At 37.2% G+C, this 24,105-nt stretch carries 20 protein-coding genes; 11 read left to right on the top strand and 9 right to left on the bottom strand.

The window, feature by feature from the left end; genetic code table 11:
- Positions 1-3: 3 nt before the first annotated feature.
- The 4 genes from R2Q77_RS18605 to R2Q77_RS18590 form a co-directional block, all read right to left on the bottom strand.
- Positions 4-411, bottom strand: a complete 408-nt coding sequence (locus tag R2Q77_RS18605) for a GNAT family N-acetyltransferase (protein WP_316805232.1) — start codon at positions 409-411, stop codon at positions 4-6.
- Between the two features lie 105 nt (positions 412-516).
- Entirely contained in the window at positions 517-1,698 is a 1,182-nt protein-coding gene (locus tag R2Q77_RS18600; RefSeq protein ID WP_316805231.1) for an MFS transporter, read from the bottom strand.
- A 73-nt stretch (positions 1,699-1,771) separates the two neighbouring features.
- Positions 1,772-3,313 carry an acyl-CoA carboxylase subunit beta gene (locus tag R2Q77_RS18595; RefSeq protein ID WP_316805230.1) on the bottom strand — a complete coding sequence of 514 codons (1,542 nt, stop codon included), beginning with the start codon at positions 3,311-3,313 and terminating at the stop codon, positions 1,772-1,774.
- Between the two features lie 31 nt (positions 3,314-3,344).
- Positions 3,345-4,580, bottom strand: coding sequence for a porin (locus R2Q77_RS18590; protein WP_316805229.1), 1,236 nt, complete (start codon positions 4,578-4,580; stop codon positions 3,345-3,347).
- A gap of 130 nt (positions 4,581-4,710) precedes the next feature.
- Between R2Q77_RS18590 and R2Q77_RS18585 the strand changes: the two genes are divergently transcribed.
- The 3 genes from R2Q77_RS18585 to R2Q77_RS18575 all read left to right on the top strand — a co-directional run bounded on the left by R2Q77_RS18585 (position 4,711) and on the right by R2Q77_RS18575 (position 7,474).
- Entirely contained in the window at positions 4,711-5,055 is a 345-nt protein-coding gene (locus tag R2Q77_RS18585; RefSeq protein ID WP_316805228.1) for a hypothetical protein, read from the top strand.
- Between the two features lie 151 nt (positions 5,056-5,206).
- Positions 5,207-6,811 carry a SulP family inorganic anion transporter gene (locus R2Q77_RS18580; protein WP_316805227.1) on the top strand — a complete coding sequence of 535 codons (1,605 nt, stop codon included), beginning with the start codon at positions 5,207-5,209 and terminating at the stop codon, positions 6,809-6,811.
- A gap of 6 nt (positions 6,812-6,817) precedes the next feature.
- A complete protein-coding gene (locus R2Q77_RS18575) occupies positions 6,818-7,474 on the top strand; it encodes a carbonic anhydrase (protein ID WP_316805226.1) in 657 nt (218 codons plus the stop codon).
- Between the two features lie 60 nt (positions 7,475-7,534).
- Here R2Q77_RS18575 and R2Q77_RS18570 read toward each other — a convergent pair whose 3' ends face one another.
- From R2Q77_RS18570 to pruA, 3 genes are all read right to left on the bottom strand, one after another.
- Positions 7,535-7,789, bottom strand: a complete 255-nt coding sequence (locus tag R2Q77_RS18570; RefSeq protein ID WP_316805225.1) for a hypothetical protein — start codon at positions 7,787-7,789, stop codon at positions 7,535-7,537.
- Positions 7,790-8,164: 375 nt separating this feature from the next.
- Complete coding sequence (locus tag R2Q77_RS18565; RefSeq protein ID WP_316805224.1) at positions 8,165-8,887, bottom strand: DUF3667 domain-containing protein; 723 nt, start codon at positions 8,885-8,887, stop codon at positions 8,165-8,167.
- A 174-nt stretch (positions 8,888-9,061) separates the two neighbouring features.
- Positions 9,062-10,696 carry an L-glutamate gamma-semialdehyde dehydrogenase gene (gene pruA, locus R2Q77_RS18560; RefSeq protein WP_316805223.1) on the bottom strand — a complete coding sequence of 545 codons (1,635 nt, stop codon included), beginning with the start codon at positions 10,694-10,696 and terminating at the stop codon, positions 9,062-9,064.
- Between the two features lie 249 nt (positions 10,697-10,945).
- Between pruA and R2Q77_RS18555 the strand changes: the two genes are divergently transcribed.
- The 5 genes from R2Q77_RS18555 to R2Q77_RS18535 all read left to right on the top strand — a co-directional run bounded on the left by R2Q77_RS18555 (position 10,946) and on the right by R2Q77_RS18535 (position 17,934).
- Positions 10,946-11,584 carry a TetR/AcrR family transcriptional regulator gene (locus R2Q77_RS18555; protein ID WP_316805222.1) on the top strand — a complete coding sequence of 213 codons (639 nt, stop codon included), beginning with the start codon at positions 10,946-10,948 and terminating at the stop codon, positions 11,582-11,584.
- A gap of 21 nt (positions 11,585-11,605) precedes the next feature.
- Complete coding sequence (locus R2Q77_RS18550) at positions 11,606-12,976, top strand: TolC family protein (RefSeq protein WP_316805221.1); 1,371 nt, start codon at positions 11,606-11,608, stop codon at positions 12,974-12,976.
- A gap of 3 nt (positions 12,977-12,979) precedes the next feature.
- Complete coding sequence (locus R2Q77_RS18545; protein ID WP_316805220.1) at positions 12,980-14,032, top strand: efflux RND transporter periplasmic adaptor subunit; 1,053 nt, start codon at positions 12,980-12,982, stop codon at positions 14,030-14,032.
- 93 nt (positions 14,033-14,125) lie between these two features.
- Positions 14,126-17,185, top strand: coding sequence for an efflux RND transporter permease subunit (locus tag R2Q77_RS18540; RefSeq protein WP_316805219.1), 3,060 nt, complete (start codon positions 14,126-14,128; stop codon positions 17,183-17,185).
- A 68-nt stretch (positions 17,186-17,253) separates the two neighbouring features.
- Positions 17,254-17,934, top strand: coding sequence for a DUF6624 domain-containing protein (locus tag R2Q77_RS18535; protein ID WP_316805218.1), 681 nt, complete (start codon positions 17,254-17,256; stop codon positions 17,932-17,934).
- Between the two features lie 18 nt (positions 17,935-17,952).
- On the opposite strand, the gene R2Q77_RS18530 is transcribed toward R2Q77_RS18535, so the two are convergent.
- Positions 17,953-19,092 (bottom strand): sterol desaturase family protein, encoded by a 1,140-nt coding sequence (locus R2Q77_RS18530; protein ID WP_316805217.1) that lies wholly within the window; start codon positions 19,090-19,092, stop codon positions 17,953-17,955.
- A gap of 151 nt (positions 19,093-19,243) precedes the next feature.
- On the opposite strand from R2Q77_RS18530, the gene lpxK reads away from it, so the two are divergent.
- From lpxK to R2Q77_RS18515, 3 genes are read left to right on the top strand one after another with little or no spacing between them, the layout of a single operon-like run.
- Entirely contained in the window at positions 19,244-20,305 is a 1,062-nt protein-coding gene (lpxK, locus tag R2Q77_RS18525) for a tetraacyldisaccharide 4'-kinase (RefSeq protein WP_316805216.1), read from the top strand.
- Positions 20,277-21,092, top strand: coding sequence for a purine-nucleoside phosphorylase (locus R2Q77_RS18520; protein WP_316805215.1), 816 nt, complete (start codon positions 20,277-20,279; stop codon positions 21,090-21,092). Before lpxK ends, R2Q77_RS18520 begins: the two co-directional genes overlap by 29 nt.
- Positions 21,093-21,105: 13 nt before the next feature.
- The gene (locus tag R2Q77_RS18515; protein WP_316805214.1) at positions 21,106-23,103 is read left to right on the top strand and encodes a putative porin; all 1,998 of its coding nucleotides are present in this window, start codon (positions 21,106-21,108) and stop codon (positions 23,101-23,103) included.
- A gap of 66 nt (positions 23,104-23,169) precedes the next feature.
- On the opposite strand, the gene R2Q77_RS18510 is transcribed toward R2Q77_RS18515, so the two are convergent.
- Positions 23,170-23,874 (bottom strand): porin family protein, encoded by a 705-nt coding sequence (locus tag R2Q77_RS18510; protein WP_316805213.1) that lies wholly within the window; start codon positions 23,872-23,874, stop codon positions 23,170-23,172.
- Between the last annotated feature and the right edge of the window lie 231 nt (positions 23,875-24,105).

The raw sequence follows: 24,105 nt of genomic DNA, 5'->3' as shown, positions 1-24,105 counted from the left end.
AATCTAAAATTCCTTTTCCATTACCACAAAATCAAATCCATCTTTAAAAAAGACCTGATTGGTTGCCTGAAAACCAAATTTAACATAAAATTCTTTTGCATTTACCCGGGCATTACACCACAGTTTTGTTGCCTTTTGAATCTCGCAGAAATCGATTACATACTGGAGCAATTGAGAACCATAACCGCTTTTTTGTACATCAGCTAAAATAGCAAGCTTTCTGAACTGGTAAACACTTCCTTCAGAAAATAAAGAAACTACACCCGTTAATTTATGATCGGCGTACAAGCCGAAATGAATGCCATCGAAATCTTCTTCCAATTTTACAAAATCAAAGGGATGATCTGGGTACATCACTTCATGTCTGATTCGCCAGGTTAATGATGGAAATATCTGCTCTATTTGAACCATGAATTATATTTTTGGTTTTACAACCATTGGTAACATGGCTAAAATAAAAACAAATGATGAATTCCTTGTCTGATGGATATAATATTTTAAATAAGAAATATTTAATTAAACGGCCGTAAACTTTTTCTTTCCATAAAAGAAGTAAATCAAAACGTTGAGTATAATGATTGCAGTCATGCCATAGCAAAAAAGTGTCCAGCCGCCCTTATCCCACAACCATAGGCCCAAGGCAGAACCACAACTTGCACCAATAAAACTTACCGACATGAAAATGGTGTTCAGGCGGTTTCGTGCTTCCGGAATTAGCGTGTAAATCCGGGTTTGGTTGGTTACATGTATGGCTTGTTGGGCAATATCGATCAGTACAATTCCGATTACAAATAAATATAGATGGTTTCCTGTGAAATAGAAAAATGCGATGCTTACAATTTGTAAAATAAAACCAGTCATTAAATTCTTGCGTGGATTCTTGCCGTCGCTTAATTTTCCAACCAGTGGAGCCGCTAAAGCCCCGGCCGCCCCGGCAATACCAAATAAACCAATTTCCAGCGTTTGAAAGTTAAATGGCGGATTGGCTAAAAATAAAACCATGGTAGTCCAAAAAGCACTGATAATGGCAAAAGCCAAAAAATTTATAATCGACGTTTCGCGCAAAACCGGTTGTGTTCTGATGTAGCTAAACATCGAACTCATTAATTCTTTATAATTTCCTTTAAAGGCGGGATAACTTTTGGGAAAACGTTTAGCCATTAAAGCAATAAGCAGTAAACAAATGGCTGCGGCCATATAATAAACGGCTCTCCAGCCCAGCCAAAAGCCAATGCTTCCGCTAACAGCCCTTGAAGCTAAAATGCCAACCAGCAATCCACTCATAATCATGCCGATGTTGGTGCCGCGGTTTTGGTCTGTACTTAAATTTGCTGCCATGGGTAAAATAAGTTGCGGTACTATGGAGCATGCGCCAATTAGTACACTGGCAATTTCCAGTAGGAAAAAAGTTTTAGAAACTGCAGCAATCAGCAAGGCAAAAATTGCTAAGGCCGTAATTAAAAGAATTTGTTTTTTGCGTTCAAACATATCGCCAAGTGGTACCAAAAGAAACAAGCCAAGGGCGTAACCTATTTGGGTTAAATAAGTTGTTCGTCCGGCATAACTTTCGGTAATGTTAAAATCTTTGGCGATTAAAATTACTAATGGCTGGCAGTAGTAAATATTTGCAACGATAAGGCCTGTACAAAAAGCCATTAGCAGGATATCGGTGCGGGATAATTTTGGAGTAATTTGCATTTTAAATTAAAACTTTGAAGCTTCAGGTTAAGGTGCAGGAAAGATTTAAGTCCTGCGCCTTATTCCATTCGGTTTACAAAGGTATGTTTCCGTGTTTTTTTCTGGGGTTATTAACCACTTTATTTTCTAACATTTTAAAAGCACGGATTAATTTAATACGGGTTTGTGAAGGTTCTATTACTTCATCAACAAAGCCACGTTCTGCTGCACGGTAAGGATTAGCGAAGATATCAGAATAGAGTTTTTCTTTTTCAAGCCATTTTTCCTGAGGATCCTCCGCAGTGGTGATTTCTCTTTTAAAGATAATTTCTGCTGCGCCTTTTGCACCCATTACCGCAATCTCGGCACTTGGCCATGCATAATTCATATCTGCACCAATGTGCTTGCTGTTCATTACATCGTAGGCACCACCATAAGCTTTGCGGGTAATTACGGTTATACGGGGTACAGTAGCTTCGCTAAATGCATATAAAAGTTTAGCCCCATTGGTGATGATTCCGTTCCATTCCTGGTCTGTGCCGGGTAAAAAACCAGGAACATCTTCAAAAACTAAAAGTGGTATGTTAAAACAATCGCAAAAACGAACAAAACGTGCGGCTTTAGTAGAAGAATTACTGTCTAAAACACCGGCAAGGTAGGCGGGTTGATTGGCTACTATACCAATGCTTCTGCCCGCGAGGCGGGCAAAACCAACCACAATATTTTCGGCAAAAGCTGCATGCACCTCCAAAAAGCTCTCTGCATCGGCAACTGCCGATATTACTTCACGAATATCATAAGGCTGTGAAGCATTTTGTGGCATAAACGTATTTAAGTCCGGCCTGCTTTCATCGCCCTGTTCGTAGGGGCGCATTTCTGCCATTTCCTCACAATTTTGAGGCATATAGCTTAGCAATTTTTTAACGTGGTTAATGGCTTCAATTTCATTGGCACAGGCAAAATGTGTTACGCCCGATTTTGTGGCATGTGTACTTGCCCCGCCCAGTTCTTCGGAAGTAACCTCTTCATGCGTAACCGTTTTAACCACATTCGGGCCGGTTACAAACATATAAGAGGTGTTTTCCACCATTAATATAAAATCGGTAATGGCCGGAGAATATACGGCACCACCGGCACAAGGGCCCATAATTGCAGATAACTGCGGGATAACGCCTGATGCCTGTACATTTCTGTAAAAAATATCAGCATATCCGCCTAAAGAAACTACACCTTCCTGGATACGGGCACCGCCACTATCATTTAAGCCTATCAACGGAGCGCCATTTTTCATGGCCATTTCCATTAACTTACAAATTTTTTCGGCGTGGGTTTCGGATAAGGAGCCTCCAAAAACGGTGAAATCCTGAGAGAAAACATAAGTTAAACGCCCATTAACCGTTCCATAGCCTGTAATTACGCCATCTCCAAGGTACTTCTCTCGTTCCATTCCAAAATCGGTGCTGCGGTGGGTAACCATCATTCCAATTTCTTCAAAACTGCCTTCATCCATTAAAAAGTGAATACGTTCACGGGCCGTTAATTTTCCTTTTTTATGCTGACTATCAATTCGGGCCTGGCCACCACCCAGATTTGCCTGTTGTATTTTATCTTGTAATAAAGCTATTTTCTTATCCATTTTAGATGATATGATTCTTTAAAATTAAAAATTACCAGCGGTATTGCAAACGTGCAGTAAATACATCGTCTCTAATATCCTGGTCAAATCCTTCTACGGCTGTTTTTTCATTTTCAACGTGTTCATTGTAAAGCGTAAATTTTAGTCGGCCATTTAACTGATAGGAAAGCCCGTAGCCAAGTGTGGCATACTTAATATCGCCTGCAGTAGTAAAACTGTTTGGCTGGCCAATTAAGCTACCGCTAACATTTGTATTTGGATCGTAAACATCGTAAGCCAAAAGTGCCGTAAGTTTGGTTTTCCATAATTCTTGTGTCAGCCAGAAATAATAACCGTTAAAATGCCTTTCGTATAAATTGGTAGCCGGCTGGGTGGCAAAACTCTGGCTTGCATAAGGTCCTTTTAAATCAACAGAGCTTGCTACTCCAGGCTGTAAACCCGCAACATATTCCGATTTAAAACTGGTTTTACCAAAACTATTTTCATATTGAACCTGCAGGTTTGCACCATAATAGTTTCTGTCCAGGTAGGTGCCTAAAATATTATCATTTGTATTGCTGGTATAACCGCTATTTGTAGCGCTGTAATAAGTTTTTGTGTTGCTTCTTACATACCCTCTATAAATGGAACTTCCGAAACCAATATTTAATTTTTTATTTGCCAAACTGTCGAATTTAAAGGCAATGTTTCCAATAAAGTCTTTTTTCGAATCATAATCCCTTGCCGTTAACCCACTGCCATTGACCACCGCAAATTCAAGATTTAAAAATTTAAATTTATTTTGTGGCTGATAACCAATTAAAGCACCAAGATCGCGTTCTCTGGGCATTAAGGTTTGAAATACCCTGGGCCTTTCAGGAAAGTCTCTGTATCCGGAAGAATAAACAATTGAATAACCAAAGGGGCGGTTAAATAAACCCGCTGTAAATTTAATTTCTTTATACTTTGGCTCGCGAAGCTGGATAAATGCATCCATTAACTGCACACCATTTTGTGTTGCATCAAGTTGAAAAACAATACTGGTGTATTTATCTACCCGATCTATTTTTATACGGCCCCGTCTAATCATAAACCTGCTGTCGGAATTGGCAGAAAAATCGCCGCCCGAAAAAGAAGTAATTCCTGCCGACTGTGCTTTTTGAAATTGTGTTTGTAAATAACCAGTTATTGCAATCTCATGAGGGTCGTAACTGGACGGTGCATTATTATTTTGTGCGTACAATAAAATAGGCGAGCATAAGATGGTTAGCAACAGTAATCTCTTCATGATTGCGAAATTAAATCTTTATATTCAATTTATGGGCTGGATTATATTACATTTTTTTTACAGCCAAATGCATTGAAAAACCAATTATGGTGTTATTTTTGCAATGAAACAAGTGAAATAGATTCTGTTAATGTTTTTAAGAAAGTATAAATATCTGATTGTAGCAGCCTTTATGGGCATCTTTATTGCAAAGATGGGCATATCTGGTGCACCAGTATTTTTTACCAACATTGACAAGGAAATTATGAATGCTGTAATTATGCAAATCGAATTAGAGCATGATTGTAGTAAAGATGCTTCAAAGGGCACAGCAAAATTTACCGATTTTAAATTAATTGAGGTAAACTACCCATTGGTATCTTATGAGTTTTCTTCTGGCCACTTTTACATTACCAATAGTTTCTTTGAGCATTTTAAAAGGTATGTAGATCCATATCATGCCACCGTGCCAACGCCGCCTCCAAACTTTATCTAATTTCTTTTGGGATTAATCCAGAAAAATTAACTTTTAAGAAGTATACCCGCTTTTGAATGATTTTTAGTGGCGCTTAAATTCTTTAATACGTTGATTTATAATGGGTTTCCGCGATTTTTTCGTTAAAATTTATTAGATAATTTATATTGTTATGCAAAAGAATAAGCCGACTTTTTCAGGTTCGGATGTTAAAAAATATTTTCTTAAAAAGAATTTAAAGAAAGATTTACCTTCAAGTATTGTGGTTTTTCTGGTGGCCTTACCTTTATGTTTGGGTATTGCTTTAGCCTCGGGTGCACCATTATTTGCCGGATTAGTTTCGGGTATTGTGGGCGGTATCATTGTGGCTTCCATTAGTGGGTCACAATTAAGTGTTAGCGGGCCGGCAGCAGGTTTAACGGTTATCGTTTTAGGGGCAATAGCACAATTGGGAAGTTACCAGATTTTCCTGTTGGCTGTCGTGTTGGCGGGTATTTTTCAAATGGTTTTGGGTTTAATAAAAGCCGGTACTATTGGCAATTATTTCCCTTCCAGTGTTATTGAAGGAATGCTTGCTGCAATTGGCCTGATATTGATTTTAAAACAATTACCGCATGCCGTTGGTGTAGATTCAGATTTTCCAGGTGATGAAGGTTTCTTTCAAAAAGACCATGAAAATACTTTTTCTGCCATTAGTTCTGCATTAAGCCATGTAAGCGTCGCCGCAATTGTTATTAGTTCATTATCCGTTGCCATATTAATTTTTTGGCCTAAGTTTAAAAAATTAAGCATTGTGCCTGCTCCATTATTGGTTGTGGTATTAGGGGTTGTTGGTGGTTTGGTTTTTGCCGGAACTACTTACCAGTTAAGACCTGATCAAATTGTAAACATTCCTGTAGTGAGCGGATGGGGAGAGTTTGTCGGCTTATTTACGATGCCAGATTTTTCTGCTTTGGGTAATAAAGACGTTTATATTGTAGCAGCAACCATTGCTGTGGTTGCCAGTTTGGAAACTCTTTTAAGTATTGAGGCTGTTGATAAAATAGACCCGATAAAAAGAGTATCGCCCACCAATAGAGAACTTGTTGCACAAGGTATTGGTAACATAACCAGTGGGATGCTGGGTGGTTTGCCTATGACATCAGTTATTGTAAGAAGTTCGGCCAATGTAAATGCGGGTGGAAGAACCAAGATGTCTGCAATTTTTCATGGCGGCTGGTTGTTACTTTCATTGCTTTTCATTCCTCAGGTTATCAATATGATTCCGCTTTCCTGTTTAGCCGCAATACTTTTGGTTACTGGTTATAAACTTACCAGAATTAGTTTGTTTAAACATATGTATCATAAAGGATGGGATCAGTTTGTACCATTTGTGGTAACGGTTGTAGCGGTATTGTTTACCGATTTACTTAAAGGGGTAGCTATAGGAATGTTGGTATCAATATTTTATCTGCTTCGTACCAATATGCGTAATCCATTCTTTTATAAAATACAGAATGAGGGCGACAAAAAGAACATTAGGATTAAACTTGCCGAAGAAGTTTCGTTCTTAAATAAAGCAGCAATACAAGTGGTTTTAACAAATATTCCAAAAGAAACCAATGTAATTATTGATGGTTCAAATTCCAGATATATTGATCCGGACGTTTTAGAAACCATTTTTAATTACAAACACAATGCCTATACAAAAGGAATTGTTGTAACCCTGGAAAATGTACAAAAACATTACACGGTTCCTAAATTAACAAACAAAATAGTTGATGATATTAATAATTAAAAAATTATGTGCGCAAAAACAATTGAAACAAAAGATATAACATACGATAGCCTTTTAAAAGGCAATAAGGACTGGGTTGAAGACATGATCAAAGCTGATTCGACCTACTTTGATAAATTATCTGCAGGACAAAGTCCGCCGGTATTGTGGATTGGTTGCTCAGATAGCCGTGTACCGGCCAACCAGATTACCAACACCATGCCCGGCGATATTTTTGTTCACCGTAACATAGCCAATGTAGTTGTACATACCGACATGAATATGCTTTCTGTACTGGATTATTCCGTAAACGTATTAAAGGTTAAACATGTAATTGTTTGTGGCCATTATGGTTGTGGAGGTGTTAAAGCTGCATTGGGCAACAAACAAGTAGGGATAATTGATAATTGGTTACGCAACATCCGCGATGTGTACCGTATGCACGACCGTGAAATGGAAACCATTAAAGATCCTGATCAAAGGTTTGATCGTTTGGTAGAATTAAACGCCATTGAAGGCGCAGCAAATATTATGAATACCTCCATTGTGCAAAGTGCCTGGGCTAATGGCCAGGAACTTTCTGTACATGCATGGGTATATAGTTTAAAATCAGGTATAATTAAAGATCTTAAAGTAACAACAAAAGGTCTTGATGATGTATCACCTGCGTTTAAAGTAAGTTAACACGTCCCAAAAGATGTATTTTTTTTAGTTCTGAAAGCTCCAGCTTAGGCTGGGGCTTTTTTATTTCTTTTCTGTATTGGGCATATTTCCTGCGTGGCCTTTGTTGCCTTTTCCGGCATCGCTGCGGGCCTCCTCTGATCCAAAATCACCTTTTCCAAAGTCTCTGGCTAAATTCCCCGCTTCACTTTTAACTTTATTTTTACTTTCATTATCGTTGCTGCGGTGGCGTGGAACCTGATGACCAGGCATGTTTGAGCGGTCGGCATTATTCTCTAAGTCTTTATCTCCAAGATTCTTGTTGTTTTCGTTTTTCATGGTCTTTTAATATTAATGTTAGCCCGAACCCGATGATTGTCTGAAATTAACATTCTGAAATAAATTTAGAATGATGGCCGCATTAAGCCCATCTCATAATGTCCAAAATCAATGTCTAATTATCGAGTCCAACTATAAAACATGGAAAAATAAGATTGGTTTTAAAGAATTGATAATGAAGCCAGTGTTTGCCATATGACAGCAATCTTTAAAATAAGCCCTATTGCATTGGCATCCCGATATTTCATTGGGATGGGGGGCCGTAAAGAACAAAAGAGCTTTAGTTAATGCCTTCCAAATTAATTTAATTTTAAATCAAATGGGTAGGGAATACGCAATGTTTTTTTAACTCATTTTGAATAGGTCGGGGGCAGATTATGCATGTTTCAAAATTACATCATACACGATAGCAATAAAGGCAATGCCCAAGCCAAACGTAATCATGCCTAATATATAGGCAGCAAAACCCTTAAAGTAGCTTGCAATTTTCTTTCTATCGAAAAATTGTCCTATTGACCAGGTACAGTATATAAAACCCAACGCAGCACCAATTTGCATTAATGAAAATTTGGTTAAACCTTCAATAACGGCAAAAACTGCATATATTAACATACTTGTACCCATTATAAAGCACAGCAGGATTAAGATTTCGAAGAAGTTATAATTGTATTTTCTGAAAAAAAGCTTTGCCCACATGGCAATAAACACACCCATTATGATATTTGCATATCCATAATGAGCTTGTACCCATGCAGAAATTTTATTTACGGTAGGGTTACCTTCCTGGGTAAGGTTAATGTAGCCATCCTCGGTATGAAATAAGTGGGATATTATAGAGTAAATTAACGAAGTTACAATGATGTAGATAATGGGCTTAACAAGCCTGTTTCTGTTGTTGGATATAAATTCTTTTACACTATCTCCTGGCCTGATCAACAACTCCTTTACGGTGTAAAAAATTCCTTTTTCGAAGTGTAACACATGCTCAATTTCATGCTGTATATAATGTGCATCAATTCTTTTAAGTTTTGCGGGGTGCCCGCAGTTAGAACAGTAGTTTTCCGTTAGTGATTGTTTGCAGTTTATGCAGGCTACCATAGTTAAGCGCTATTTTGGAGTGTTTGATTTGGATAGCCCTAAATTAGTAAAAATTGATAAAAGCGATGGTTTAAAGATCATTTAATTCTCATAAAGTGCTATAACAGAAAAACCCCTGATTGCGCAGGGGTTTTCTATTTTAAACGCCGGCAGAGCAGCGGAAATTTATAAAGATTAATCTTGGGCTAAAAACGGATAGCGATAATCTGTTGGAGATTCAAAAACTTCTTTAATCGTACGTGGAGAAACCCAGCGTAATAAATTAATCATCGAACCTGCTTTATCATTTGTACCCGAACCCCTGGCACCACCAAATGGCTGTTGGCCAACTACTGCACCTGTACATTTATCATTTATATAAAAGTTACCTGCTGCATTACGTAAAGCATGAGAAGCTTTGTCAATTGCATAACGATCTTGCGCTATAAAAGCACCGGTTAAAGCGTAAGGAGAAGTTGTATCAACCAACTCTAAAACCTGGTCAAAATCTTTGTCCTCGTAAACATAAACAGTTAAAACCGGACCGAATAATTCTTCGCTCATCGTGGTATATTTAGGGTCATCCACAACTAAAACAGTAGGCTCAATAAAATAGCCTTTGCTCTTATCGTAATTTCCACCAGCAATAATTTCCACACCTTTATCTTTTTTAGCCTGATCGATGTATTTAGCTAATTTATCAAAAGAACGCTCATCAATAACTGCATTGATAAAATTACCAAAATCTTCAGTTCCACCCATTTTAAAGGTTGCCAAATCACGAATCATTAATTCTTTAATGGCTGGCCATAAGCTTTTAGCAATATAAACACGGCTTGCTGCAGAGCATTTTTGTCCCTGGTATTCAAAAGCACCACGAACAATTGCTGTATTGGCAATATCAACCTGGGCCGAAGGGTGAACAAGGATAAAATCTTTACCTCCAGTTTCGCCCACAATGCGTGGGTACGATTTATATTTATGAATGTTTGTGCCAATGGTTTTCCATATTTCCTGGAACACCTTGGTTGAACCCGTAAAATGAATACCAGCAAAATCTGCGTGGTTAAAAACTACATCTCCGGTTTCAGGCCCGTCAGCATAAACTAAATTAATTACGCCATCAGGTAAACCCGCCTCACGGAAAATTTCCATTAATAGGTTTGCTGCGTAAACCTGTGTATCTGCAGGTTTCCAAACCACAACATTGCCCATCATGGCTGCCGAAGCAGGTAAGTTTGCGGCAATGGCCGTAAAGTTAAAAGGGGTAAGTGCAAATACAAAACCTTCTAACGGGCGTTGCTCTACACGGTTCCAGCTTCCTCTTGGCGATACAGGAGGTTGTTGCTTGTAAATATCAACCATATAACTTACGTTGAAGCGTAAGAAATCAATCAGCTCACAAGCCGCATCAATTTCAGCCTGGTAAGCATTTTTACTTTGGCCAAGCATGGTTGCTGCATTTAATTTATAGCGGTATTTGCCTGCAATTAAATCAGCCGCTTTTAAAAAGATAGCCGCTCTGTGTTCCCAGGTTAAATTTTCCCAGTCTGGTTTTGCTGCCAATGCAGCATCAATAGCCTGATTAATGTGTGTTTTATCGCCAATGCTAAATTGGGCTAAAATATGTTGATGATCGTGTGGAGGAACAACTTTACCTTTTTTTGAAGTATGCACCGCTTTACCACCAATATACATTGGGATATCTTGCTGGTGAGCACGGGCTTCGGCAAGTGCTTCTTTTAAAAGTGCACGTTCTTTGCTGCCCGGAGCATAGTTTAAAATAGGTTCGTTTACCGGTATTGGTACGTTAAAAAATCCTTTAAGCATGATGTTTTAATTATGATTTGTGCAAAGATAAGGGTTTTATACATAGCCAATTCTATAAAACTGTCAGAAAATAGCCGCTCATTTTACACAAACGTTTGATAAATGATGAATGGAGCCGGTTAAATCATTATTGTAAATCAAACGAGGTTGTATCCTGCTAATATTTGGAACATGGTTTAGAAAAAAAATATTTAAAATATTTCATTTTATTAACAGTGTTAACTATGTTTGCGGTGTTAATAAATTATCATGGGAATAAAAGAGCGAAAAGAGAAGCATAAGGAAGATTTGCGTCAAAGGATTTTGGATGCCGCCAAAGAGCTTTTTCTAAGGGAGGGTTACGATGCAACCTCAATACGTAAAATAGCAGAAAAGATAGAATTTAGTCCAACTACAATTTATCTATACTACAAAGATAAAACAGATATTATGTATGCCTTACACCAGGAAGGCTTTAAATTATTAGGTACGCAATTTATGGTTTTACAACATGTATACGAGCCTTTTGAACGATTAAAGGCTATGGGGCGGGTTTACATGAGCTTTGCTTTAAACAACCCTGATTTTTATGAACTGATGTTTATTCAGAAAGAACCCATTGAATTTGTTAAAAATCATTGTGCTGATGAAGAATGGGAAGAAGGCGAGCAGTCTTTTGCCGCATTAATCAAAACAGTTGAGGATTGCCAGCACGCCGGTTATTTTACAGGCTTTGAAGCGAATACTTTTGCTTTAAACGTATGGTCGTTAATGCATGGTTTATGCAGTTTAAAGCTACAGGGTCATTTAGATCATGTGGCATCAGCCAAACTACCCGTTTTGGAAGGAAATAACATTATGGACCAGACTTTTGATGGTTTTATCAAAATCCTGCAAGGTTTAAAATAATATATATTAACACTGTTAATTATGAATTTTTTTAGTCAGTTAAAATTATTTACAATCGCTGTTCTATTAATCTTTACTGTGTCTTTTGCAAATGGACAACAGCTATTGGATGGTTATGTAGCCGATGCTTTTAAAAATAATATTGTGTTGCAGCAGAAAAACATCTCTTTAGAAAAGGCACAATATGCTTTAAAAACAGCAAAGAGTTTTTTTTTACCAACAGTGGCTTTTCAGGGTGCTTATCAAACTGCCGATGGGGGACGTAATATTCCTTTACCCTTGGGCGATTTGTTAAATCCCGTTTATTCTACTTTAAACCAGCTTACACAAAGCAATAAGTTTCCGCTTATGGAAAACCAGAGCATTAATTTTCTGCCCAAGAATTTCTACGATGCAAAAATCAGAACCAGTGTACCGGTTATAAACACCGATTTAATTTATAACCGACGCATTTCGGAGCAGCAGGTGGTTTTGCAGGAGTTTGAAGTTTTAATTTATAAACGCGACCTGGTTAAAAATATAAAAACAGCCTATTATAATTATCAGAGCGCATTACAGGCCGTAGAGATTTATAAATCAGGTTTACAACTGGCTAATGAAGGGCTTCGGGTTAATGAAAAATTATTGGAAGGTGGCAAAGGCTTGCCCGCTTATGTATTGCGTTCTAAAAGTGAAGTAGAACAGGCAAACGCTCAACTGGTTAGTGCCCAGCAGCAAGTGGTTAATGCCCGGATGTATTTTAATTTTTTATTAAACCGGGATGCAGATGAAAACATAGGTACAGATCAGGATAATAAGGCCGGATTGGAAAAAATAAACGGATTATTAGCTGATATATCTACTTCAGCAACACGTGAAGAATTAAAGGCCTTAGACCAGCTGGTGGCCATAAATAAAAATGTTTTGAAAATGAACAAGCAATTTGCTGTTCCTAAACTTGGTGCTTTTGTTGATTTGGGTTCACAATCTGAAGGTTTTAAATTTAATGATAATACCCGTTATTATATGCTGGGTTTGCAGTTAGACATTCCAATTTTTACAGGCAACAGGAATAGCTTTAAGATTAAACAGAGCCATTTAGACTTGCGTAATGCAGAATTAAATGCCAACCTGGCTACACAGCAGTTAAATTTAACCACTAAAACTGCTCAAAATAATTTAAGAGCCGTTTATCAAACATATCAATCATCCTTAAAGCAGTTTGAGGCTGCATCAAGCTACCAGAGATTAATTGAAAAAGGATACAAGGCAGGTACCAATTCTTTTATAGAAACCATTGATGCCCGTAATCAATATACATCAGCACAACTTTTAGTCAACATAAACAGGTATAAAGTATTATCAGCTATGGCTGATTTAGAACGCGAAACCGCAACCTATTCAATAAATTAATTTATGAAGAAGAAATTTTTTTATCCGATTTTAATTCTTGCTGCATTGGGTTTTAATGCCTGCAAGAATCATAAAGCCGAAACCGACACGATTGGTAACCAGGATACGATTCCTGTAAAGATAATGCCGTTAAAGGTAGAGGATGCAAATCACGCCATTTTATCATCTGGACAATTTACCACCAATGATGAAACTTTTCTTTCTTTTAAAAACGGTGGCATCATCAATAAAATATATGTGAAAGAGGGCGATGCCGTAAGTAAAGGGCAATTGCTGGCTTCGGTAAACCAAACAGAAATTTCGGCACAAGTGCAACAGGTAAACTTGTCTTATCAGAAAGCAGAACGCGATTATGCCCGTGCAAGTAAGCTCTTTAAAGATAGCGTAGCAACTTTAGAACAAATGCAGAATGCTAAAACAGCATTACAAGTTGCTAAACAACAGCTGGATGCCGTAAAATTTAATCAGAATTATTCAGAAATCAGGGCAACGAGTAATGGTTATGTACTGAAAAAACTCGCTAACGATGGTCAGGTTGTAGGGCCTGGAACACCCGTTTTGCAAATTAATGGGGCCAAACAAAGTAAATGGCTTTTGAAAATAGGTTTAAGCGATGCACAATGGGCCGTATTAAAAATTGGCGATCGGGCAACCATTACTACAGATGCTTTGCCCCAAAAAATACTACAGGCTAAAGTGAGCCGTAAAGCCGAAGGTATTGATCCGCAAAGCGGAACTTTCGGGGTAGAACTAACGCTTAATGATGCCGATGTTAAAGGTTTGGCAGCAGGTTTATTTGGTAAAGCAAACATTATTCCTACCAAAACCACCAGCAGCTATTCCATTCCTTACGATGCTTTATTGGATGCTGGAGAGAATGAAGGTTATGTTTTTATAACTGATGATGAAAAAACAGCTAAAAAGATTAAAGTACAGCTCGGTGCAATACAAAACGATAAAATAAACATTACCAGCGGACTGGAAAATGCAACGGCTTTAATTGTTTCTGGTGGAGCATATTTAACAGAAGGATCAAAAATAAGGGTTGTTAAGTAGAGGTAAAAACTAAACCGAAAAGGTTGGGGATTCTTTGCTGCATATATAATGGCAGAAGGAATGATCCGTAAGAAAACATCATAGCTAAGAAAGATGAAAATATCAGAATACGCTGTAAAAAATTACCAGTTTACCTTAATCATGGTGCTCATGGTTTTAGCGCTGGGCATTACTACAATATTTAACATGCCGAGGTCGGAAGATCCGGATATGAATGCACCTAATTACCCGGTTGTGGTGGTGTATCCGGGTGCCAGCCCGAAAGATATGGAGGAGTTGGTTGTTAAACCACTCGAAAAAAGGATTTATGGTTTTGATAATATAAAAACCATAAAAACAACGATAAGAGATGGTTTAGCGGTGCTTTTTGTAGAATATAAATACAATGTAAATGTGGATGATAAGTACCAGGAACTGGTACGTGAGGTAAACAGTGAAAGGGCAAATCTTCCGCCCGAAATTTACAGCATGGAAGTGCAGCAGGTTTCTCCATCAGATGTAAACGTACTTCAAATTGCATTGGTTTCAGAAAATGCGTCGAGAGATAAAATTAAAACGGCGGCAGAAGATCTTCAAACCGCTTTGGAGAAAATCCCATACCTTAAAAATGTAGAAATTATGGGGCTGCCCGATCAGCTGGTTAGGGTAGATTTAAATTTAGAGAAATTGGCACAGCTGCATATTCCGGTTACTTTAATTGCAAATGCCATTCAAAGTGAAGTAGCCAACATCCCAGGTGGAAGTGTAAATGCAGGTAATAAATCTTTTAACATAAAAACAAGTGGAAATTATCAAAATATAGAAGAAATTAAAAACACCGTTGTATTTAGTGGCAACGGAAAAAACACAGCTTTAAAAGATGTTGCCAGTGTATACTTTGATTATTCGCAGGAGAAAGACATTACACGCTTAAATGGATTTCGTTGTGTGTTTGTGGTTGCGGCACAAAAAACCGGAGGCAATATAACCGTTGCACAAAAAGCATACCTGCCTGTAATCAATGCATTTAAAAAAACATTGCCGGGTAATATCGATCAGCAGCTCATGTTTGATCAGGCAGATAATGTAAATAATCGTTTGGGTGGCCTGGGTACAGATTTTCTAATAGCCATTTTACTGGTAATGATTACGCTACTGCCTTTAGGTACAAGGGCATCGTTGGTGGTAATGGTTTCTATTCCACTTTCTTTAGCCATTGGTATTGTATTAATCAGTGCATTAGGTTTCAGTTTAAATCAGCTGAGTATTGTTGGTTTGGTGGTTTCGCTTGGCTTACTGGTTGATGATAGCATTGTGGTGGTCGAAAATATCGAACGGTGGATGCGCGACGGGCATAGCCGTTTAGATGCCACTTTAAAAGCCACCAAACAAATTGGTATGGCGGTAATGGGTTGTACAGCCACATTGGTTATTGCTTTTATGCCATTAATGTTTTTACCAGAAGCATCAGGAGAATTTATCAGAAGTTTACCGGTAGCCGTAATTTGTTCTGTAATTGCATCTATGTTAGTTGCATTAACTGTGGTTCCGTTTTTATCAAGTAAATTGTTAAGGCCACATGCCGATGCCAACGGGAATATTTTCCTGCGTACATTGCAGAAAATTATCCATGGTTCATACGCTAAGTTGCTGGATAAGGCACTGGCCAAACCAATATTAACTATTGTAATTGCATTGGTTATTTTTGGGGGCTCAATTGCATTAATCCCTGTAATTGGTTTCAGTTTATTTCCTGCTTCTGAAAAACCGCAGTTTTTAATTAATGTATCTACGCCCTTACAATCCAATTTAAAGTATACGGATTCCATTACCCGACAAATAGAAAAGGAATTAAAGAAAATTCCGGAGGTACGTTATTTTGCTTCTAATGTAGGTAAGGGCAATCCGAGGATTTATTATAACGTTTTGCCACAAAACGAACGTACCGATTTCTCAGAACTGTTTGTGCTTTTACAACCCGATATTAAATCTGACCGGAAGATCGAAATTATCGAAATGCTGCGTAAAAAATGGACACCCTATCCGGGCGCAAAAGTTGAGGTTAAAGATTTTGAGCAGGGCCAGCCCATTATTTCGCCTGTGGAGGTTCGTTTGCTTGGTGATAACCTCGATACTTTAAGGAAACTGGGTGCACAAATAGAAGATATGTTGCTCAAAACCAAGGGAACAATTTATGTAAACAATCCATTGAAAAACCTAAAATCAGATATTAAGGTCGATATTAATAAAGATAAGGCACAAGCTTTAGGCATTGCAACCATTAATATTGACCGAACGGTACGTATGGCAGTGGCCGGTATAGATGTGGGTAAATTTATTAATCCCAAATCAACCGGAGATGATTATAGCATTTTGCTAACCACCAACCATCCATCTTACCCTGATTTAAGCGTGTTTAATAATTTATACATTAATAATAATCAGGGCTTAGCCATTCCATTGCTACAGGTAGCATCGTTAAAATTAGAAACGTCGCCATTAAGCATAAACCACTACAATAAAACCAGAACCATATCTGTTAACGCCTTTGTACAGAAGGGTTTTTTAAATGATAAGGTAATTCAGGATGTGGAAAAACAGATGAATAATTTTAAGCTCCCTGCAGGTTATAGTTTTGAAATGGGCGGTGAGCTGGAGAGCAGAAACCAGTCATTCGGTGGTTTTGGAAGCATTCTGCTGGTTACCTTGTTTATGTTTATTGCTGTTTTAGTGCTTGAATTTAAGACCTTTAAAAGTACCTTAATTGTACTTTCAGTAATTCCACTGGGTATTGTGGGGGCGGTGCTGGCATTGATGGTGACCGGCAACTCGCTTTCTTTTGTGGCAACTATTGGTATTGTTGCGTTAGCAGGTATCGAGGTGAAAAATACCATATTACTTGTCGATTTTACCAACCAGTTAAGGTCAGAAGGAATGCTCCTAAACCAGGCGATTGAAGAAGCGGGAGAAATTAGGTTTTTGCCAATTATTTTAACCACGTTTACTGCAATAGGTGGTTTGTTACCCATTGCCATGTCAAGCAATCCATTAATTTCGCCGTTGGCTATTGTAATGATTGGTGGTTTAATCAGTTCAACTTTACTATCAAGAATTGTAACACCGGTGGTTTATAAATTAATGCCCCCGAAAATAGAGGTGAAAGAAGAGGTTTAACTTTTCACAATGACAATTATAATTAAATATTGATCAAAAAAGGATTAGATTTAGATTAAAGCCTCAACATGAAACATAGCCTCTTAGCTGTAATTCTTTTAATGATTTCACCATATTTATTCGCTCAAATAGCTGATAAAAAAGAAATAATTAAACAATTGGATAGTATTGGAGCTTTAGATCAGGCATATAGGAACCAGCTCGAAAGTATTAGACAAAAACACGCTGGAGATAGTATTAAGTTGAGATCAGAATTAAAAAATAAGTTTAGATTAATTCGTGAAACAGACTCTACCAACTTAATTAAAGTGGCAGCTATTATTAGTAAATACGGCTGGCTAAGTAGCGAAGAAATAGGCGAAGCAGGAAATAGCGCAATGTTTATGGTTATTCAGCATGCTGATTTAAAAGCACAGGAAAAATATTTACCAATGTTGCGCTTAGCCTCTAAAGAACAGAAACTTAAAGCAACTCATTTGGCTCTTATTGAAGATCGTGTGGCTATGTTTAATGGCAAAAAGCAAATTTATGGCAGTCAGTTAGCATGGAATATCACCGCAAATAAATTTACCATAATGCCCATGGTTGATCCTGACCATATCGATGAAAGAAGGGCAAGTATTGGCCTTCCGCCCTATGCGGCTTATTTAAGTGATATGAATATGGTGTGGGATGTAGAACAATATAAAAAAGACTTGCCTGCGATAGAATTATGGCATAAGGAAATAATGAAAAAGGTTAAGCCATAAAGTCTTTTGGGAGCGATTTTATCTATCGCTCCGCTCTTCCATATTCAAATCGGTATCGAAAGGGCTTTTTGTAAACGGGTAGATTGATTGTTTTATAAAACCTTTTGGGTAAGCGGCTTCATGTACACCTGTTCCGGCTGGCCATTTTTTTCCTGGCAAATAATAGGTGCCAAATAACATATCTATAAAAGGAAATATAGAAGCAAAGTTATGGCCGTAATATTTTGGATCTTCGCAATGGTGCCAGTGATGGTATTGTGGTGTGGTAAAAATGTATTTTAAAGGGCCAAAGTTAATGCGTGTGTTTGCATGGATTAGTACGGCATGAATGGCTATAAATATAATATAAACATTAAATACAGTTGATGAAAAACCCAGAATGTACAAGGGGATAAAGGTCATGGCACGTGTAAAGAAAATATCAATAAAGTGCGTTCTGCTTCCGGCAAGCCAGTCCATGTTTTGCGTAGAGTGATGAATAGAATGAAAGCGCCATAAGGCCACACGTGTATGGAAGAAACGATGTGCCCAGTACTGAAATAAATCAGTACTAAAAAAGGCTAAAAACAATGCCACTACAAAAGGCAGGCTTTGTACCCAGAGGTGTACTTTTCCTAAACCAATCCATCCAAAAAATAAAATGGCCGGTTTTTGGGTAACGATGCCAAAAAATTGAATAAACAAATGACTGATTACAAAGTAGGTTAAATCCGTTCTCCATTCTTCATGAAACTTAGTTTGCGATTTGTTCTTTGGGAAAAACAACTCTAAAGGAATAAAAATGGCAACCATTAAAAGTAAATCCAAGATCATCCAGTCCAGTCCAAAATGCCAGCTGCTTTTGGCAACATCCGTACCTTTTAAAGTTAATGCACCCAATACGATCGCTATGCCAGTTATAGAAGAACCAATAAGGGCAAGTTTTATTTTTTTACTCAGCAATAAACTTAGCAATGCAAAAAAGAAAGAGGCAATTACGCCGAAAATCATCAGTGCCTCTGCAATATTCTTGGTGTAAACTTCTCTAAATTCTGGTGTGGTTAGTTGCTCTGGATACCTGAAACAAAAAACGCTCAGCAATACCAAAACCCCCAGGAAAATTGATAAATATCCACTGATGTGGCCCTGGCCAACTTTTAATCTTTTATTCGGCGACATTGAGTTCTGTTAGTTTATGTATCGCAATAATAATAAAAATAAATTAAACATGTTGTTCCTGCTCTTCAAACCATTTGCTCCGTTTCAAGGTTCAGTAAGCATCCATTTGATGCCTTTCTTTTTTAAATAATCTGTATTTTTGAAACACCGTATGCTAATTAAATATTTACGCCTTTTACTTTTTCCGTTTTCGCTCCTCTACGGTTTGGCCATCATCCTTAGAAAAAAGCTTTACGACTGGAAAATCCTGCCCTCTGCAAAATTTGATCTTCCGGTTATTTGTGTGGGCAACCTTGCAGTAGGCGGATCAGGTAAAACGCCGACAACAGAATATCTTGTTCGGCTATTGAGTGAAAATAAGGTTGCCATATTAAGTCGCGGTTATGGCAGAAAAACAAAAGGTTTTATCCTTGCTGATGAAGGCGCCACTGCTGAAAGTATAGGCGATGAACCGCTGCAATATTATAGAAAATTTAAACAGGTTACCGTTGCGGTTTGCGAAGATCGGGTAAAAGGAATTAATCAGTTAAAAGATCATCATGATGTGATTATTTTGGATGATGCCTTTCAGCATAGAAAAGTAAATGCAGGTTTTAATATATTGCTGTTTGAATTCAGTAAGCTGGGTCGGTTTCAATTCTTACTTCCTGCAGGAAACTTACGTGATGTTTTTTCTTCGCGTAAAAGAGCCGATGTATTATTGGTAACCAAATCGCCCCTGCCACTATTACATATAGATCAGCAAGCATCTGTAAACGAGTTACAGCCAAACGCCAGCCAGCCAGTATTGCATTCTTATTTAAAATATGGTGATTTAAATGCATTGTATAAGAATGAAAAACGTAATCTGGATTCGGTTAAAAATGCTGATATTTATCTCTTAACCGGAATTGCAAACCCTGAACCATTAATTAAAGAATTAAAAAAATATACAGATTCAATTCACCATCATACCTATCCTGATCATTATGCATTCAGTTTGGGCGATATTAAAAGGTTGAAAACAGATTTTGAAACCAGTAAGAAAAAAGAAAAAATCATCATCACAACAGAAAAGGATAGTCAACGTTTAAAAGCTACCGGATTTGAAGATTTACTGGTAAATTTACCGGCATATTATTTACCCATTGAGGTTGATTTATTTGAAGAGGATAAGATTAACTTTGATGCACTTATTTTAAACTATGTTAAGAGCAATAGAAGAAACCGTTGAATATATAAAACGTAAAACCGAGAACTTTAAACCAGAAATTGGGATTATATTGGGTACTGGTTTAGGCGGTTTAGTTAAAGAAATAGAAATTGAACATCAGCTGATGTACTCTAACATTCCGAATTTTCCAATTTCCACACTCGAATTTCACAGTGGTAAATTAATTTTAGGAACTTTAAACGGAAAAAAAATAATTGCTATGCAGGGCCGTTTGCATTATTATGAAGGCTATAGCATGCAACAAATCACTTTTCCGGTTAGGGTAATGAAAGGCCTGGGCATTGAAAATTTAATTGTTTCAAATGCCGCTGGTTCAATAAACCCCGAATTTAAAAAAGGGGATTTGATGATAATTGAAGACCACATTAACTTACAGCCGGATAATCCATTAAGAGGTTTAATTGAAAGCGAATTAGGACCACGTTTTCCCGATATGAGCGAACCTTACAAACGGTCTATTATTTCAAAGGCTGTTGAAATTGCAAAAGATGTAGATATAAAATGCCATAAAGGCGTTTACGTGGCAGTATCCGGTCCTAATTTAGAAACCAAAGCAGAATATAAATACCTTCGTTTAATTGGTGCCGATGCGGTTGGTATGAGCACCGTGCCCGAAGTTATTGTAGCCAATCATGCTGGTTTACCTGTTTTTGCAATTTCTGTATTAACAGATGAAGGTTTTCCTGAAGATTTGAAACCTTTTAACTTAGAAGAGATTTTAGAAGCTGCGGCTAAAGCAGAACCCAAAATGACTGAGATTTTAACCCGCTTAATTTCTGAGTTATAAGATGGGGCGATTGTTGAAAATCTGTTTTTTTCTTTTACTCTGTACAGGGCTGAATAATGCTTTTGCGCAAGATTTAAAAACAAATATTGGTAATAATAAGGAAGCCGATTCTATCCGTAAAAAATTAGATAGTAATAAAGATACGGTTATTTATACCGCCAAATTTATCCGGTTTACTAAACTGTCGCTTGCCAAAGACAGTATAATATTGCTGCCTTTGGATACTTCAACGGTAAACATCCAAAACTACAGCCCATTATTGCAGCCTAAACATCCAACCATAAACAATGGTAATATGGGGCTGGCAGCAAAACCATTATTATATGAGCCCAGTAAAAGAATAGGTTTTGACGAAGGCTACCATTCGCTGGATTATTATGCATTAACCCCCGAAGACATCATTTACTACCAGGCAAGGGCACCTTTTACCAGTTTATATTTAATAAGCGCCGGACAAAAAGAACAGCTTTTTAAAGCCATTCATACCCAAAACCTGAAAAAAAACTGGAATGCGGGCGTAAATTTTAATCGTGGCGATTCAAGAGGATTTTATTCCAGACAAAGAGGCGATAATTTGAATATTGCCATATTCAGCTGGTATCAATCACCAAATAAACGTTATAACCTGTGGGCATCGGCTATATTTAACACCATGCGTGCTTACGAAAATGGTTCGGTTGCACAAGACACTATTTTTTCTTCTAAATACCAGAAAATTAGCCGCGATGCGGAACAGATAAATTTAACTACGGCCAGGAATTTATATAGGAGAAATACTTTATTCCTTAAACAAACCTATTATGTAGGGCGTATCGATTCGTCGTTAACAAGCAATAATTCGGTTTTACCAACCAATAAAGTATCCTATACCCTTGAGTACAATAGTAATGGTTATGATTTTACTAAAAATGAAGCCGATAACCATGTGGCTTTGCCCATTGCCTTAAACCGTGAAGGTAACCTTGCCGATGCAACATCATATACTAACGATTCGACACATGTTACAAGGGTTAAAAATGAATTTATTTATAGTTTCTTTCTAAGAGCGAAAAATTCATCTGTAATTAAAAATGAATTAAAAATTGATGCCGGAATCAGGCATGAGTACTATCAATACAAATCTTTAGGCATCAGAAGTAACAATACCTTATATGAAAATAATGATTTCACATTTCAGAATGTTACTGTTTTAGGTGATTTAGGTTATCGGTTTACAGGTAATATAGATCTTAATTTAGATGTTCAGCAAATTGTGCAGGGAAGAAATGCCGGTGATTTTTTATACGAAGCAAAAAGTAATGTCTTGTTAAGTAAGTCCATCGGAAGGATTGTTTTAGGCGCTTATTTACAAAATCAATCCCCATCGGAACTTTTTAACCATTATAACGGAAATCATTATAAATGGGATAATAGCTTTAAAAATACTAAGGTTGCCAATTTATCTTTCAATTACATAAATGATAAACTTGGCATTGATGCCGGAGCAAAATACTTTTTAACAAGTAATTACTTGTATTTTGGAGTACTTGGAAATAACACCATTGTACCCATACAGGAAACTGGCGATATTAGTTTAATCAGGATAGACATTTCTAAAAAATGGAGATTTGGTAAATTTGTGGTAGAAAATTACCTCGCTTATCAAAAAACAGATAACCAGGATGTGTTAAGAACACCAGATTTTTATACCAGTAACAGTTTTTATTTCGACCAAACATTTTTTGGGGTATTAAAGGCCAATTTTGGTATCGATGTAAGGTACAATACCGAGTATGCAAACTATTCATATTCGCCTGCAACCGCACAATTTTATATTCGTGATAACACTGTTATGAAATCTACACCCATTGTGGATGTATTCTTTAAAGCCAATTTGAAGCGCGCAAATCTATTTGTAAAATACGATTATATAAACCAGGGATTGTTTAGTCCGGGATACTATACCGTTAAACGTTACCCGATGCAGGATGCCTTATTAAAGTTCGGGGTAACCTGGAATTTTTACGATTAATAAAATTTAAAGCATAAAAAAAGTCCCGGTTTTTGACCGGGACTTTTATTTTTTCAGCAGTTATGATTAGAACGAATAACCAACTGAGAAACCTAATACTCGGTTAGTTAATTTGTTGTCGTTAACTCTGCTATCTTTAGGGATTAAGTTAGATAATCCTAAACCATAGTTGGCACCAACTGTAAAACCTGAGTTTAATCTATAAGCTAAACCAAAGTTTGCACCAAAATCAGTGCTGCTATAATCTTTATCATTTGAACTACCAAATTTCAGATCATTCTCTGCTGATGTAGTACCTTGTGCATTTGTTCCTGTAGTGGTTGATTCAATTTTATTTTTACCAGAAATGTTGAATCCAATATAAGGACCAGCACTAATTTGAATTGCACCAGCATCGCCAGTAGGAATACGGAATACTGCATTAATTGGAACTTCAATCGCCATTAAGTTAGTTTTAGTTGAAGCAGTAGAAACTACATTTCCAACAGTTGTGGTGGCTTCGAATTTTGCACCTTTATTTTGTAAAGATATTGCAGGTTGGATAAAGAAGTTATTTCCAACACCGAAATCTCCATACGCAGTTACATTAAAACCAACATTGTTTTTAACATTATCATTGAACGAACTTGCATTGTCGCCACTTGCATGGAATTTTGAAAGGTTAACCCCAGCTTTTAATCCAAATCTGGCCGTCTCGCCAGTCATTTTTGTTTGTGCAAATGCACCCGTTGATAATAATAATACGCTTGCACCAATTAGTAACTTTTTCATGATATTTTTCTTTGTAATGTTCTGTTTAAAAATTCCGGTTTTTATAATCCGGTTTGTTAATTATGAGCCACACTTCCAAAAGCTGTGCCAAAGTATTATTTGTGTTACGATAAGAACGGGTAAAATGCTGTTCTACAGCACTTTCTTAGTCAGGTTTTAAGTAGTAGTGTTAATGCTATGTTAAATTGTTGGAGTGTTTTATTTTGTATACATAATAGGAATAATGCAAAA

Source organism: Pedobacter nototheniae (assembly GCF_032678625.1).
Classification (GTDB): Bacteria; Bacteroidota; Bacteroidia; order Sphingobacteriales; family Sphingobacteriaceae; genus Pedobacter; species Pedobacter nototheniae_A.
This window is presented reverse-complemented; position numbering and strand designations above follow the sequence as displayed.

Bases quoted from the DNA above. Each gene is read 5' to 3' on its own strand.
- R2Q77_RS18605 (WP_316805232.1), bottom strand. From the start codon at position 411: ATGGTTCAAATAGAGCAGATATTTCCATCATTAACCTGGCGAATCAGA.
- R2Q77_RS18600 (WP_316805231.1), bottom strand. From the start codon at position 1,698: ATGCAAATTACTCCAAAATTATCCCGCACCGATATCCTGCTAATGGCT.
- R2Q77_RS18595 (WP_316805230.1), bottom strand. From the start codon at position 3,313: ATGGATAAGAAAATAGCTTTATTACAAGATAAAATACAACAGGCAAAT.
- R2Q77_RS18590 (WP_316805229.1), bottom strand. From the start codon at position 4,580: ATGAAGAGATTACTGTTGCTAACCATCTTATGCTCGCCTATTTTATTG.
- R2Q77_RS18585 (WP_316805228.1), top strand. From the start codon at position 4,711: ATGTTTTTAAGAAAGTATAAATATCTGATTGTAGCAGCCTTTATGGGC.
- R2Q77_RS18580 (WP_316805227.1), top strand. From the start codon at position 5,207: ATGCAAAAGAATAAGCCGACTTTTTCAGGTTCGGATGTTAAAAAATAT.
- R2Q77_RS18575 (WP_316805226.1), top strand. From the start codon at position 6,818: ATGTGCGCAAAAACAATTGAAACAAAAGATATAACATACGATAGCCTT.
- R2Q77_RS18570 (WP_316805225.1), bottom strand. From the start codon at position 7,789: ATGAAAAACGAAAACAACAAGAATCTTGGAGATAAAGACTTAGAGAAT.
- R2Q77_RS18565 (WP_316805224.1), bottom strand. From the start codon at position 8,887: ATGGTAGCCTGCATAAACTGCAAACAATCACTAACGGAAAACTACTGT.
- pruA (WP_316805223.1), bottom strand. From the start codon at position 10,696: ATGCTTAAAGGATTTTTTAACGTACCAATACCGGTAAACGAACCTATT.
- R2Q77_RS18555 (WP_316805222.1), top strand. From the start codon at position 10,946: ATGGGAATAAAAGAGCGAAAAGAGAAGCATAAGGAAGATTTGCGTCAA.
- R2Q77_RS18550 (WP_316805221.1), top strand. From the start codon at position 11,606: ATGAATTTTTTTAGTCAGTTAAAATTATTTACAATCGCTGTTCTATTA.
- R2Q77_RS18545 (WP_316805220.1), top strand. From the start codon at position 12,980: ATGAAGAAGAAATTTTTTTATCCGATTTTAATTCTTGCTGCATTGGGT.
- R2Q77_RS18540 (WP_316805219.1), top strand. From the start codon at position 14,126: ATGAAAATATCAGAATACGCTGTAAAAAATTACCAGTTTACCTTAATC.
- R2Q77_RS18535 (WP_316805218.1), top strand. From the start codon at position 17,254: ATGAAACATAGCCTCTTAGCTGTAATTCTTTTAATGATTTCACCATAT.
- R2Q77_RS18530 (WP_316805217.1), bottom strand. From the start codon at position 19,092: ATGTCGCCGAATAAAAGATTAAAAGTTGGCCAGGGCCACATCAGTGGA.
- lpxK (WP_316805216.1), top strand. From the start codon at position 19,244: ATGCTAATTAAATATTTACGCCTTTTACTTTTTCCGTTTTCGCTCCTC.
- R2Q77_RS18520 (WP_316805215.1), top strand. From the start codon at position 20,277: ATGTTAAGAGCAATAGAAGAAACCGTTGAATATATAAAACGTAAAACC.
- R2Q77_RS18510 (WP_316805213.1), bottom strand. From the start codon at position 23,874: ATGAAAAAGTTACTAATTGGTGCAAGCGTATTATTATTATCAACGGGT.